The organism is Rhizobium sp. No.120, assembly GCF_054558365.1.
Genome location: NZ_BAAJNQ010000001.1, coordinates 1068150 through 1081240, shown reverse-complemented (window position 1 = coordinate 1081240; position 13091 = coordinate 1068150). Strand labels below are relative to the sequence as shown.

Genomic DNA, 13091 nt, shown 5'->3' with positions numbered 1-13091 from the left:
ACTTTTCCTCACCCGGCAATATAGGCCTTGATCTGCTCGGCCTCGAGTTCGATCTCGCGGATACGCCATTTAACGACGTCACCGATGGAGATGATGCCGGAAAGCTTGCCTTTCTCCTCTACGGGAACATGGCGGAAGCGGCGCATCGTCATCAGCTCCATCAATTCGTCGGTGGTAGTGTCTTCCTTACAGCGGTGCACCTTGGCCGTCATCATCGATGCAATCGGCTTGTCGAGGCATTCCTGCCCCTGTTTGGCAACGGCATTGACCACATCCCGCTCTGTGAAGATGCCGGAAATCTTGCCGCCCGGTCCGACAACGACGACAGCGCCGATACGATTCTCGTTCAGAATTTTCGCGGCTTCTGCAACGGTCGTATTGCCGCCCGTCGTCACGACGTCGCGGCCCTTGGCTTCAAGTATGGCCTTTACGGAAACTGACATTCGATCCTCCCATCTCGAAAGCATGATGAACACCTGAAGCGTCCGATATGTTCCGAAATTACCCCCGGAGCTCAAACCGGCGCCTCGCCCGTCGGTCGGTCGATCTCCTCATCCCGCGATCGACGGATACCAATGGTGCTCCTGTGTCAGTCAGAAAGCAACAGCTCATTCATCGAGTGGTAAAGCTTCCCGAGTTTCCACGGGCGGCTGCCGGTCGAAGGGGGCGAAAAGCAGGAATCCAAACAGGAAGCCGCCGATATGGGCATCCCACGCTACCGGCTGTGAACTATCCCCGGCAAGGTTGATGCCGAAAGCAACGAGCGCGTTGCCGGCAACCCACATGACAATATAGGCGACGACCGTCCGGCTACGAAGCGACTCTAAAATGCCGAGGCGCGGATTGAGATGCGCCTGCCGCATGGACACTCTGCGACCGTCCATGGCCGGAAAGGCAAAGCGGCAAGCCGCCCCCATCAGCGCCGAGACGACACCGGATGCACCGATCAACAGCGTTTGGTCCCCCCAATAGAGCACCGCATGCAGGAAGGCGGAGGCGGCTGACGAGAAAATCCAGAAAATCAAATAGCGCACAGCGCCGATGCGTCGCGCCACAGGTGCAGCAAAGACCATCAGCCAAAGGCTGTTGAACACGATATGCTCGATCCCGCCATGCAGCAGCGAATAAGTGACAGGCGTCCAAAGCCATTCCAGCCCCTGTTGCGACAAGGGAAAAGCATAGCGGGCTGGGATGAAGCTGAAGGCGAAATAAATCCAGTTCAGCGTATCGTCGGACCACCAAGGAAGGTTCATGACCGCGAAAATGACGATCAGGACGGCAAGGCTCGCCAGAATGGCTGGAGGCAAGTTGAAGGCTGGAGCTCGCTGCTGCGGCCGTGGATTTTCCGGCTCTGGGCGCGGCAGCTGTTCGTCATCCATGTCTTGCTCTGCGTGTCGATAAAAGTCCTCGACACATAACGCAGCAAAAATCAAAAAAAAAGCCGCCCGTTGTATCGGGCGGCATGCCGGGGCGCTCCTCTCCGGATCTGACCTCAATGGTTCGTCCGGCGCCCGGGAAATTCGTGCTGAAGGTCACTTGGTGAAGTGATGAACAAAGACTTACACCGACCATCCGACAAGGCAACCGAAACTCCTTGTTAACCCTAACGGTCCGGTTCTGGCATGGAATTCGCAACGCGACCGTCGAGGGCAATGAATGCCCTTGTAGTTGAAGTGAAATGGGACACGGACGCATCATGCGCCACAAGACAAGCAGAGATGTATTTACCTATTGGGAGCGTATCCGCGGAAATGCGGACGCCCCCCTGCGCAACTTGATACAGCCATCGGCAATCGGCCATATTCTTCCCGAGCTGTTTATCCTGGAAAATTCGGTGGATGATAATCCCCGCTTCCGGCTGGCCGGTACGGCGATCTGCAACCTCATGGGGCGCGAACTCCGCGGCGAGAATTTCGCGGCACTCTGGGCTGGCAGTCAGCAGGATGATCCGGTGCGCATTGCCGCCGGCGTGATGAAACACGTGGTTCCCGCATTGGTCCACGCGACGGGGTATTGTATCAGCGGCCGTAGCATGCCCTTCGAGATGATATTGCTACCGGTTCGCACCTCGAGCGACACCTGCGACAGACTGCTTGGTTGCCTGATACCCACCGCCTACGCGCCTTGGCTCGGCAACGAACGACTGGAGTTTTTGGCATTGGATCGCAGCCGACTTCTTCGCGAGCGACGCGTGCAGCTGGTCGATGCTCCTCCCCATCCAGATCCGGCGAATCTTCTGCCGCATCAGGCAAGCACGAGCCTCGGGGAATGGGTGCGGCGAAAGTTGATTCAAGCAAAAAATGGCGCGCGATAGAATGAGAATTGACCCAGCGCGGAACAAGATCAGCGATCATCTCTGTTTTATGTCTCGGGAAAGACAACCTTACTTTAAGGAGTTGCGGCTAATAGTTGGATGAGACGCAATAGGATTTAAGACGGCTCCATGCACTCATTTCAGCCGGCTCAGGCGACGCGGCCCAATCAAATGACAGGCAATGCTGCTCGTAATGATCAGCGGACTTTTCAGCGAGTCCCGATCAATATGCAGGGTCGTCTGATGCTGGCGAATTATGAGGAATTCGAATGTGTTGTCACGGAAATGTCGCCGGGCGACCTTCATGTGACCTGTTTGGGGCGGCCGCGCGCGGATGAGCGGGTCGTGGCCTACATCGACCACCTTGGCCGAGTCGAGGGCTATGTCGTTGCCGTCGATAGCCGCGGCTTCACCATGTCGATCAACGCGACCGAGCGGAAACGTGAAAAGCTTGCGGCGCAACTGACCTGGCTTGCCAACAAACACGAACTCGGCCTGCCAGAAGATCGCCGCCATGATCGTCTGACGCCGCGCAATACCCGCAGCGAACTCACGCTCGACGACGGTACGCAATATGTCTGCCGCATCATGGACCTCTCGCTCTCAGGCGCCGCGGTCGACGTCGAAATACGCCCCACCATCGGGACACCGGTGCGTCTGGGCAATATGCGTGGTCGCGTGGTACGTCATTTCATGGAAGGCGTCGCGATCGAATTCCTTTCGCTACAGTCTCGCGAAACCTTGCGCGAATTTCTCTGATACTGTCATCTCTCCGTCACGCAGCGCCGCGAAATAGCGGCTCTAGTCTTCCTGTTGATGCGTGACCGCGACATGCCCTACCCTGACATAACGCCTTATGACGACGGCCTCCTCGAAGTCGGCGACAGCCAACGGATCTATTGGATGCAATCGGGCAATCCCGAGGGCGCCCCCGTCCTCATCCTGCACGGCGGCCCCGGATCGGGCAGCTCAGCTGGAACGCGTCGCTATTTCGATCCGGAATATTATCGAATCATTCAATTCGATCAGCGCGGCTGCGGCGGCAGCCTCCCGCATGCCTCGGAACCGGGGATAGATCTCTCGGCCAATACGACATGGCACACGATTGCCGATATCGAGCGATTGCGGTTGAGCCTTGGAATCGAACGTTGGATGATATTCGGCAACTCCTGGGGCTGCACGCTTGCACTCGCCTATGCCGAAACTCATTCGCAGCAGGTGGAAAGTTTGCTCCTTGTCGGGGTCACCATGACGAGACAATCTGAAATCGATTGGCTCTATCAAGGTCTCGGCCGTTTCTTTCCTGCGGAATGGGCGCGCTTTCGCACTGCGGTGCCCGAGACCGATCGCGATGATGATCTGGTCGCTGCCTATTATCGCCTTCTGCGGGATCCCGATCCGGCAATCCATGTGAAGGCGGCCAGGGATTGGCACGAATGGGAAGCCGCCTCGATCTTGATCGATCCGCGCGCGACCCTATCACCGCGATGGTCCGATCCACGTTATTTGACGGCGCGCGCCCGGATCATCACTCACTACTTCCATCATCTGGCTTGGCTTGAGGAGCGCCAGATCCTGCGCGACATCCGCCGGCTCGCCGACATTCCTTGCACGATGATCCATGGCCGCATGGATCTCGAGGCGCCGCTAGTCACCGCCTGGGAATTGTCACAGGCATGGCGGGAGGCGGAACTGGTAATCGTGGCGAACGCAGCCCACTCGCTTGCGGTCACCGAGATGGCGACTGCGATCATCCAAGCGACCGACGGGCTTCGTCGGCACACTCGGCAATAAAAAGCAAAAATATTTTTTGAGCCGGCTTTCTCAAAATGGGACAGGTGCAGGCTCTTGCAGCCTTTTGCGGCACCAAGTCCGACCAGTCGCTACACGCGCGCTGTATCAATACAATACGTCTACCGCCTAGATTGGCGCGCGGCGTTAACGATCCCATTGCTGAAAACTATTCGGAGACAGCGAATTCAGATTTTTGCGTCGCTGCAATCCATACCGAAATCCCTCAAATTTTAATCGAATTTACCGCGAAATTGAATCAAGTTTTCTGCGTGTTTTATGAGAATTTTCGGCAGATTTGATTCAACTAAGCCATTAATTTAACTGCGCAATTTTGCGTCAGATAAAATCACGCGTGTCATTCTGACCCCAATAAAACAGGGACAGGGACATGAATTTTCAAATCGTACTTCGCGGCCTTGCCGCTTTGGCGCTTTCCACTCTTGGCTTCTTCGGTGCTGCTCAAGCAGCCCCCGCCAACATGACGATAACGGGTGACGCTGCTCCTCCGATCGGCCACTACGAATTCTGCAAGGAAAATCCGCGGGAATGCGCCTATTCCGGTGGCGATGCAGGGCCGATGATCCTCAATGAGGATAGCTGGAAGATGATCCTTAAGGTCAACTACACGGTCAATACCACTATCAAGCCGATGACCGATATGGAACTTTACGGCGTCGAGGAAAAGTGGGCGATCCCGACCACTGCCGGCGACTGCGAAGATTTTGCACTCCTGAAACGCAAGCAGCTCATCGATGCTGGCTTCTCGCCTTCCGATCTGCTCATGACCGTCGTGCTGCAGCCGAACGGCGAAGGCCATGCCGTTTTGACCGTCCGCACCGATCGCGGCGATTTCATTCTCGATAACATGCGCAACAAGGTAAAGCTCTGGTCGGAGACCGAGTATACTTTCCTGAAGCGCCAATCCGCCGACCATCCGGCTCGCTGGGTCAAGATCCAGGATGGCCGCGCGGTCGCAGTCGGCAGCTTGAAATAAGCCTCCTCATACCAGATCACCGGCGACCTAGCGTCGGTGGTAAAGTCAGAGGCCCGGTCTCGTCCCCTGATTTCTGTCCAGGCCGGTGTCTCTGAGCCGTTCCCGCTGTCCCCGGGAACGGCTCTTTTCATTTCACGACCTTTAGAAACCTAAGCGCTGAACATTCCAGCGAATTAACTGTGCTATTAGCACGCGTTGCGGCCTATATTTAACCGTTGATTAACCATCGCAACACCAATCATACCTTCAATGAGACTCGAAAGTCTGACCCCTCAGTACTCGTCATTGATGATGGCGAGCGCAAGGAGACGAAGGCAACAACATGGTTCCTCCTCTATCATCCGTCGCAATGATCGAAGAAAGACCGCTAATATCGAGCGGCTTTGTCTATCGGCTTATGGCGGGCTTTGCCGCCCTGGCGGCGCTCACCGTTGCCATATCCGTGGGTGGAAGCTGGATTGGTGAGAGAATTTCGCTCGGGGGCCATACGACAGACACCAAACCTATCTCCATCACGATCGGCGAAGACACGATACGGCTCGCTGCAAACACCATTCGCTTTCCAAGCGAGCGCACCGATGGCCCGGCCGAGCGTGTCGATCTCTATCTGACCTGGCCGCAGCTGCAGGGATATAGCGAAGCCAATCGGTTGCGCTTCGACGATATCTCGAAATCGTCCTCGCTACTCTTTCTCCAGATCAGCCAGAGCACCATGTCTCGGGATATGTCCGGCCGGCTTGGTCCGATCTATTCGCAATTGATGGACGGCGCTCCCTACGCTGGCCCCTTTGGCCTGACGGCTCATCGGCTTCGCGCCGATGCCGGATATAACGATGAAGTCCTTTTGACCGCCGCACGATCCGGTGAAACGGACTATGTCGTGCGCTGCCTCCTGCCCTCTTCGCAAGCATTGGCGACGAGCGGCGATTGCCAGAGGGACGTGAAGGTCGGCAAGGATCTGAGCGTTCTCTACCGCTTTTCCAGCAATCAGCTTGGGGATTGGCGCACGATGGATGCCGCTGTCCAGAGCTTCGTCAAGACGCGCCTTGTGGATAATTCCCTGCCTGCGGCGACAGCTGTGGGCGGCCGCTAAAATGGCACAGAAACCTGAAACCAACTATTCATCATAAACCGATTGGTAACGCTAAGCCTCTAATGTCGAACGGAACGGCCGTTCATGGAGGCGGCGGCTGGATAATCGAGAATGTAAATGCAAGCAGAGAGTGATTTAGTGTCCAGATCCATTCTACCCGTTTCGTCGTCTCAAACCGGTAAGATTCTGGCGAGAGCGCTTCTTGGTTTTTCGATTGCGACGGCGACGATCACCGTGACCGTGATTGATGCAAGTGCAGCCGGTCCGAAATATGCCGGGATCGTCATCGACGCCAATACGGGCAATGTTCTTTATAGCGAGAATGCAGACACGCTGCACTATCCAGCCTCCCTGACCAAGATGATGACCGTCTATCTGACATTCGAAGCGCTCGAAGCCGGCCGCATTACCCTGGATACCCCCGTCGTGTTTTCAAAGAACGCTGCAGCACAGGCTCCGACCAAGCTCGGCATCGGCGCCGGCCGCTCCGTAACCGTGCGCGAAGCGATCCTCGGCATCGTCACCAAGTCTGCCAACGACGCTGCAATGGCGCTTGGCGAGATGCTCGGCGGTTCCGAGGAGGGCTTTGCCCGCATGATGAATGATAAGGCGCGGGCGCTCGGCATGACGCGCACGACCTATCGCAACCCGAACGGTCTACCGAATACAGCTCAGATGACAACGGCTCGTGATCAGGCTCGCCTCGGTATCGCCTTGCGTGAACACTTCCCGGAATATTACGGATTCTTCTCCGAAACGAGCTTCCGGCTCGGCAATCGCGTCATTAACGGGCACAACCGTTTGATCGGCTCCGTGCGGGGTGTCGACGGCATCAAGACCGGTTACACGCGTGCCGCCGGCTATAATCTGGCGACCTCCGTGAAAGTCGATGGGCGCTCTATCGTCGGTGTGGTCCTTGGCGGGGCTTCGACGCCAGCTCGCGACAATCAGATGCGCAAGCTGATCGCTGACTATCTGCCCAAAGCGTCAACTAAGCATATTGATTCCAATGTGATTGCCCAGGCGCCGACCGCCGCGCCTAATGTGCAGGCAGCCAGTGCACGCATGGCGGATATCAGTCGCGCAAAGATCAAGAATAACGGGGTGACGGAGGTCGCCGATTCCAACTCTTCCAGTGCTGCGGCCTTCGCAGCGGTAGCACCGCAATCTTCTTCCTCCAATCCGTTGCTTTCGGCAAAGCCGGAGCCCGTAAAACGGCCTGCCTATGACGAAACAGCCTCTGCCGGATCTTCGGACGACGCCGATGAGGATGAAATCGATGCCGTAACGACTGCATCGACCGCCAAGAGTGATACGAAGCCGGTAAAGCTGCAGCACGCCGAAAAGACCGAGAAGGTTGCAACGGCAGCCAAACCTGAACGCGGGCCGACCGGTTGGATCGTTCAGATCGGCGTTTCTTCCAGCAAGGATGGCGCCACCGATCTGCTTAATACGGCTAAGAGCAAAGCCGGCAAGGCATTGCGTTCGGCCAAGCCTTATGCGGTCGCCTTCGATGGCGGTTACCGCGCCCGTTTTGGCCGCTTTGAAGATCAGAGCGAAGCAGTGAATGCCTGCAAGGCGCTCAAGCGTGCCGGCGTAAGGTGCTGGGCAAGCATGGAATAGAAATGCGGTCGGTGGTTACGCGCCGCATGATGTGAAAATTGGTCAGGGCCTTTATTGCTCCGATCTTCCGGTTCCGAATGTCAAACGGACCGGCCCTGAGTTTGTAACGTGTACGGGGTTTTGAAATGGCAGTGAACGAGAACTTTCCCGGTTTCTCGCTCGATGGCGGGGGCAAGATGAAACAGAAGGGCTTTGCTCTTCATCCGCTGCATGAGGCGGCAATGCGGCTGGCGGACCTGGGTCTCAGCCGTTCGCGCTCGCGCAGCAAGACGAAAGACCTGATCGGCATTCTGCTCTGCCACGGCGCTCGCGCCTGGCGTTATTCGCAGCCGGAAGCGCATATTCATCTGCACATCACCGCCCCGACCGGCCGCGCGCCCATCATGATGCGGCTGCGTTGAGGCAATCTCGGGAAAAACTGCACAGCAGTTTTTCCTCTAGGACTGCATGAAAACGATGGAATAAGCTTTTCGGAGAGCTCGCAAAAAGCTGAGCTGATTTAAGTCGCCACCCTAAAGCAACCCAAGTTCGGAAAGCTCCCGCCGCAGATCGGCGGGCAGTTCGGCTGCCGCGCCGAGACTGTCGAGATCGCGCGGCACGTCATCCTGCGGCAGATAACGCCAGCCCTGGAAAGGACGCCGAGGCTGTCCCGTCGTTTCGACGACGCTGGGGTCGAGAATAAGCCGGCAGCGTTGAATACCGTCAGCATCGGTGAAGGTCTCGATGCCAAGCAGTTTTTGTCGTGCCTGCACCTGTCCCTTGATCACCCAATAGAGCGAGCCGCCATCCAACAGCTCATCTATCCGTTTCGGCACCATGCGCGTCGTATGGGTCGTGTGCGGCTCGAGTCCGGCGGCGATGGCGTTCATCGCCCGCTCGGACACCCACTCGCGCAGATCATCAAGCGAATCCGCGCCGACGCATAATTTGATGAGATGCAAAGCCATAGTGCCGTTGAAGTCCTTTTGACCGGCAGCGTCAAGCTTTTAGATCAGGCGTCCACACTCAGCACTCTACGACATTGACGGCCAGGCCGCCGGTGGAAGTTTCCTTGTACTTCTCGCTCATGTCGTGACCCGTCTGACGCATAGTTTCGATGCAGGCGTCGAGCGGTACGAAATGCTGGCCGTCACCCTTGATCGCGAGCGAGGCGGCCGTGACTGCCTTGACGGCGCCGAGAGCGTTTCGCTCTATGCACGGCACCTGCACCAGTCCAGCGACCGGATCGCAGGTCATGCCAAGATGATGCTCCAGCGCGATTTCTGCGGCATTTTCGATCTGTTCCGGCGTTGCTCCCATCACGGCGGCAAGCCCTGCCGCCGCCATCGCGGCCGCCGAGCCCACCTCGCCCTGACAGCCGACTTCGGCGCCGGAAATTGAGGCGTTGTGCTTGATGATGCCGCCGACGGCGGCTGCCGTCAGGAGATAATTGCGAATGCCGTCCTGATCCCAATCCTCATGGAAGTGCTGATAGTAGCGGATCGTTGCCGGGATGACGCCCGCCGCGCCATTGGTCGGCGCGGTGACGACGCGGCCGCCGGCAGCATTCTCTTCATTGACGGCCATGGCGTAGACACTGAGCCAGTCGTTGGCGAGGAGCGGATTGATACGGTTGCTGCGCCACTCCTGCTGCAGCTTGTCGTGAATGGCGCGGGCACGCCGGCGCACCTTCAAGCCGCCCGGCATGATGCCATCTACCTTGAGGCCACGATCGATGCAGCTGCTCATGGCCGCCCAGATGCGGTCGAGGCCGGCATCCAGCTCTTCGGCGCTCATACGTGTCTCTTCGTTGGCGCGCTTCATCTGCGCGATGGAAAGGCCGGAGCGCTCGGACATTTCGAGCATCTGCTTGGCGGTGGCAAATGGGAAAGGAACGCGTTCGCCCGCTGCAGCCGGTTTCTTCCGATCGGCCTTCATCTGCTCCAATTCGGTATCGGTGACGACGAATCCGCCGCCGACGGAATAATAGATGCGTTTGACCAGCAAGCGCTCATCCCTGTCGAAGGCGGAGAAGCTCATGCCGTTGGCATGGCCTGGGAGAGGCACCTTCTTGTCGAAGATCAGATCTGTCTTTGGCTGGAATTGATAGGCCGGATGACCTGGTGGTGTAATGCGTCCGCTGCGTTCGACCTCGTCGATAATGGCATCCATATGGTCGGGATCGACACTATCAGGCTTTTCGCCCATGAGACCAAGGATGACAGCCCTTCCGGTGCCATGGCCGATACCCGTATGCGCCAGCGAACCATGCAGGCTGACCTTGATCGACTCGACATGCACATTCGAAGATGGACGCGGCCATTCGTTCGAAAGAACGAGATCGAGGAAGCGATTCGCGGCCGACATCGGCCCCATCGTGTGCGAGCTGGACGGTCCCACACCGATCTTGAACACATCAAAAACTGAGAGAAACATGGACCTTTGGTGCCTCCAGGCAAATCGTTTTCCGGCAAGGCTACGCTATCGGGGCAAGCTTGCACGGCGATTGGCCGACATCGGATTTCATGGCAGCGACATTACATATAGGCATCCGGGGAAGCAAACTGAAGGCCATTGCACCCACCACGCGCTGAGCTACAGTCTACATCGGATTGATCTGGAGAATCTCCCTTATGACGACTGCCGACTATGTCGCCCTCGCCCTTTTCATCTTTCTCTGGATCGCACTGAACTGGATCACCAGCAGCGCCAGCTTCTTCAATCGCATCAGCTTGACGCGGGCAATGAACGAGCGTCGTCGCGAATGGATATACAACTCGCTGCGCCGCGACCTGAAGATGATCGACACGCAGATCCTCTCCGGCCTGCAGAACGGTACAGGCTTCTTTGCCTCCACATCGATTTTCGCCATCGGCAGCTGCTTTGCGCTCCTCGGCGCCACCGACAAGATCAATGCGTTCTTTTCGGATATGCCGTTTATACTCAATGGCGGTCGGGCAGCCTTTGAAATCAAGGTAGCCGGGCTTGGCTGCCTCTTCGGCTATGCCTTCTTCAAATTCGGCTGGGCCTATCGTCTGTTCAACTATTGCACGATTCTCTTCGGCTCCCTGCCGATGCGCGAGGATGCCATCCTTGATCCGCTGGCCGCGGAAAGAGCCGCCGAGCGCGTGGTGCGCATGAACATCATCGCGGCGCGCAACTTTAATGCCGGTCTGCGGGCGATCTTTCTATCTATCGGCTATCTCGGCTGGTTCCTCAGCCCCTATGTCTTCATGGCGACGACGATTTTCATCATCGTCGTGCTGATTCGCCGTCAGTTTTTTTCCGACGCCCGTCTGGCCATCATGGATGGCGATATGCCATGACAAGGCCGCATCGGCCCATGCCGCTGCAAATACTTGAATTCATGCCTGGAAGGACCCCGTAATGGCCGCCATCGCCGCGAGCGCCGATGCTCCGCAAAAGACGCCTCGCATCGGCATTCTGGACACAGCGCGCGGAGCTGCCCTGCTCGCCATGGCGAGCTATCATGGCACCTGGGATTTCGAATTCTTCGGCTATCTCGATTCGGGAACGGCGGAAACTGGCTGGCTGAAGCTTTATGCCCGCGCCATCGCCAGCACCTTCCTGTTCCTAGCGGGCTTCAGCCTCGTGCTTGCCAATACGCCCGAAATCCGCTGGCGCTCTTACTGGCGACGGCTGGGAATGATCGTCGCTGCTGCTGCCGCGATCTCACTCGTCACCTTCATCGGCATGAGCGACGAATGGATCTTCTTCGGCATCCTGCACAGCATAGCAGCGGCGAGCCTTATTGGCCTCCTGTTCCTGCGCTTGCCGGCATTCGTGACGCTTCTGGTCGCAGCATTGCTCACCGTGGGCATTGTGATCGACAACGTCGTCGCGCCGCTGTCGCTGCATTCGACGTTCTTCGACGCGCCGTGGCTATGGTGGGTCGGGCTTTCGGAAAACATCCAGCGCTCGAACGACTATGTGCCACTTTTTCCATGGCTGACGCCATTTCTGTTCGGCCTCGGCATCGCGCAATTGGCGACCTCCCTAGGCTGGCTTAAGCAGCTTGCAACATTCGGCCCCGGCCACAATCTTATCGCGCGCGCCGGCCGTCACAGCCTGATCTTTTATCTGGTTCATCAGCCGGTGCTGTTCGGTCTGGTCTATCTGCTGTCGCTTGTCGCTCCCGCACCGCCGCAAGACCAGACGGTCGGCTATATCAGGCAATGCGTGGCTTCATGCACGCGATCGGGCAGCGAAGCCATGTGCCGTAGCTTCTGCCAATGCACGCTCGACAAGTTGCAGGCTCAGAATCTCTTCAAACCGCTGGAATCCGGGGCGATTAAAGCAGATAGCGATGAACGCGTAAGCCGAATCGCGATACAATGCACGGATGAAGCGCAATGACAGGGTTATTCTATGAATGCCTATCGTTCGAAGTCGCTGAGTTTTCCGTGGCCGCCGCTGCTCTATAGCCTCGCCGTCATAGCGGCGCTGTCTCTGCAGCGTTTGTATCCACAGCCTTTGCCCTTCATTTGGGCGCTTGTTTCCTGGGTGCTTGGCGCGCTCCTGACCGCCTCCGCGGTGACATTGAACGTCTGGGCGGTCAAGACGCTGATGGAGCGCCGCACGACCGTTCTGACACAGCGCTGCAGCGCGTATCTAGTGACGTCAGGCCCTTTTCGCTTCACCCGCAATCCAACCTATCTCGGCTATACCTTGCTGACCGCAGGCCTCGGCCTGCTGATCGGCAATCTCTGGTTCTTGCCCATGGCAGCAGCGGCAGCCGCCTTGACGACACTGCTCGTCATCCGCTGCGAAGAGATGCATCTCCTCTCGCGATTCGGCTGCGAATTCGAATTTTACTGCAAGCACACGCGCCGCTGGCTTTGACAAGTTGAAGGATTAAAGCGAATCAAGTCCCAACGCCGATTTCGGCCAGGCGTCCGAGGCAGGCTTCCTCGACATTATCGAGTTCGCTCAGCGTATCATCGATATCCTTGCGCTTTTGACGCAGCTCGTCGCGCTTCTCATCAACGCGTTTCATCAGCAGCTTCAGCTGGCCGATCTCGCCTGGAGGTTCCTTGTAGACCTGAATGATCTCGCGAATTTCGGCGATGGTGAAGCCGATGCGGCGGCCGCGCAGGATTTCCATGATCAGACGACGGTCGGCCGGGCGAAATAGGCGCGTGCGGCCCCTGCGCTCAGGATGGATGAGGCCCTCATCCTCATAGAACCTCAACGTCCGGGTCGAAACCCCGAATTCCCGAGTGAGCTCCGTTATGCTATAATATCCGTCTACCAAGAATCCGCCCCTAATCTGC

At 57.5% G+C, this 13091-nt stretch carries 15 protein-coding genes; 10 read left to right on the top strand and 5 right to left on the bottom strand.

Annotation, left to right across the window (positions count from 1 at the left end; genetic code table 11):
* Positions 1-8 precede the first annotated feature (8 nt).
* Positions 9-443, bottom strand: coding sequence for a CBS domain-containing protein (locus ACYJRZ_RS05385; protein ID WP_459456772.1), 435 nt, complete (start codon positions 441-443; stop codon positions 9-11).
* 165 nt (positions 444-608) lie between these two features.
* A complete protein-coding gene (locus ACYJRZ_RS05380) occupies positions 609-1379 on the bottom strand; it encodes a rhomboid family intramembrane serine protease (protein WP_459456770.1) in 771 nt (256 codons plus the stop codon).
* Between the two features lie 317 nt (positions 1380-1696).
* Between ACYJRZ_RS05380 and ACYJRZ_RS05375 the strand changes: the two genes are divergently transcribed.
* The 7 genes from ACYJRZ_RS05375 (at position 1697) to ACYJRZ_RS05345 (ending at position 8219) form a co-directional block, all read left to right on the top strand.
* Positions 1697-2314 (top strand): PAS domain-containing protein, encoded by a 618-nt coding sequence (locus tag ACYJRZ_RS05375; protein ID WP_459456768.1) that lies wholly within the window; start codon positions 1697-1699, stop codon positions 2312-2314.
* Positions 2315-2443: 129 nt separating this feature from the next.
* On the top strand, positions 2444-3073 hold the full coding sequence (locus ACYJRZ_RS05370; RefSeq protein ID WP_459456766.1) for a PilZ domain-containing protein: 630 nt from the start codon (positions 2444-2446) through the stop codon (positions 3071-3073).
* A 72-nt stretch (positions 3074-3145) separates the two neighbouring features.
* The gene (gene pip / locus ACYJRZ_RS05365; RefSeq protein ID WP_459456764.1) at positions 3146-4108 is read left to right on the top strand and encodes a prolyl aminopeptidase; all 963 of its coding nucleotides are present in this window, start codon (positions 3146-3148) and stop codon (positions 4106-4108) included.
* 388 nt (positions 4109-4496) lie between these two features.
* Entirely contained in the window at positions 4497-5102 is a 606-nt protein-coding gene (locus ACYJRZ_RS05360; protein WP_459456762.1) for a transglutaminase-like cysteine peptidase, read from the top strand.
* Positions 5103-5424: 322 nt separating this feature from the next.
* Complete coding sequence (locus ACYJRZ_RS05355) at positions 5425-6195, top strand: hypothetical protein (protein WP_459456760.1); 771 nt, start codon at positions 5425-5427, stop codon at positions 6193-6195.
* Between the two features lie 117 nt (positions 6196-6312).
* The gene (locus ACYJRZ_RS05350; protein ID WP_459456758.1) at positions 6313-7818 is read left to right on the top strand and encodes a serine hydrolase; all 1506 of its coding nucleotides are present in this window, start codon (positions 6313-6315) and stop codon (positions 7816-7818) included.
* 125 nt (positions 7819-7943) lie between these two features.
* Positions 7944-8219, top strand: a complete 276-nt coding sequence (locus tag ACYJRZ_RS05345; protein ID WP_459456756.1) for a hypothetical protein — start codon at positions 7944-7946, stop codon at positions 8217-8219.
* A gap of 111 nt (positions 8220-8330) precedes the next feature.
* On the opposite strand, the gene ACYJRZ_RS05340 is transcribed toward ACYJRZ_RS05345, so the two are convergent.
* Both ACYJRZ_RS05340 and ACYJRZ_RS05335 read right to left on the bottom strand, forming a co-directional pair.
* Complete coding sequence (locus tag ACYJRZ_RS05340) at positions 8331-8765, bottom strand: DUF1489 family protein (protein WP_459456754.1); 435 nt, start codon at positions 8763-8765, stop codon at positions 8331-8333.
* A gap of 58 nt (positions 8766-8823) precedes the next feature.
* Positions 8824-10233, bottom strand: a complete 1410-nt coding sequence (locus ACYJRZ_RS05335; RefSeq protein WP_459456752.1) for an L-serine ammonia-lyase — start codon at positions 10231-10233, stop codon at positions 8824-8826.
* 197 nt (positions 10234-10430) lie between these two features.
* On the opposite strand from ACYJRZ_RS05335, the gene ACYJRZ_RS05330 reads away from it, so the two are divergent.
* The 3 genes from ACYJRZ_RS05330 (at position 10431) to ACYJRZ_RS05320 (ending at position 12660) form a co-directional block, all read left to right on the top strand.
* On the top strand, positions 10431-11123 hold the full coding sequence (locus ACYJRZ_RS05330; protein WP_459456750.1) for a DUF599 domain-containing protein: 693 nt from the start codon (positions 10431-10433) through the stop codon (positions 11121-11123).
* A gap of 61 nt (positions 11124-11184) precedes the next feature.
* Complete coding sequence (locus ACYJRZ_RS05325) at positions 11185-12174, top strand: heparan-alpha-glucosaminide N-acetyltransferase (RefSeq protein WP_459456748.1); 990 nt, start codon at positions 11185-11187, stop codon at positions 12172-12174.
* A 12-nt stretch (positions 12175-12186) separates the two neighbouring features.
* The gene (locus tag ACYJRZ_RS05320) at positions 12187-12660 is read left to right on the top strand and encodes a methyltransferase family protein (protein ID WP_459456746.1); all 474 of its coding nucleotides are present in this window, start codon (positions 12187-12189) and stop codon (positions 12658-12660) included.
* Positions 12661-12682: 22 nt separating this feature from the next.
* On the opposite strand, the gene ACYJRZ_RS05315 is transcribed toward ACYJRZ_RS05320, so the two are convergent.
* Entirely contained in the window at positions 12683-13072 is a 390-nt protein-coding gene (locus ACYJRZ_RS05315; RefSeq protein ID WP_069612249.1) for a MerR family transcriptional regulator, read from the bottom strand.
* Between the last annotated feature and the right edge of the window lie 19 nt (positions 13073-13091).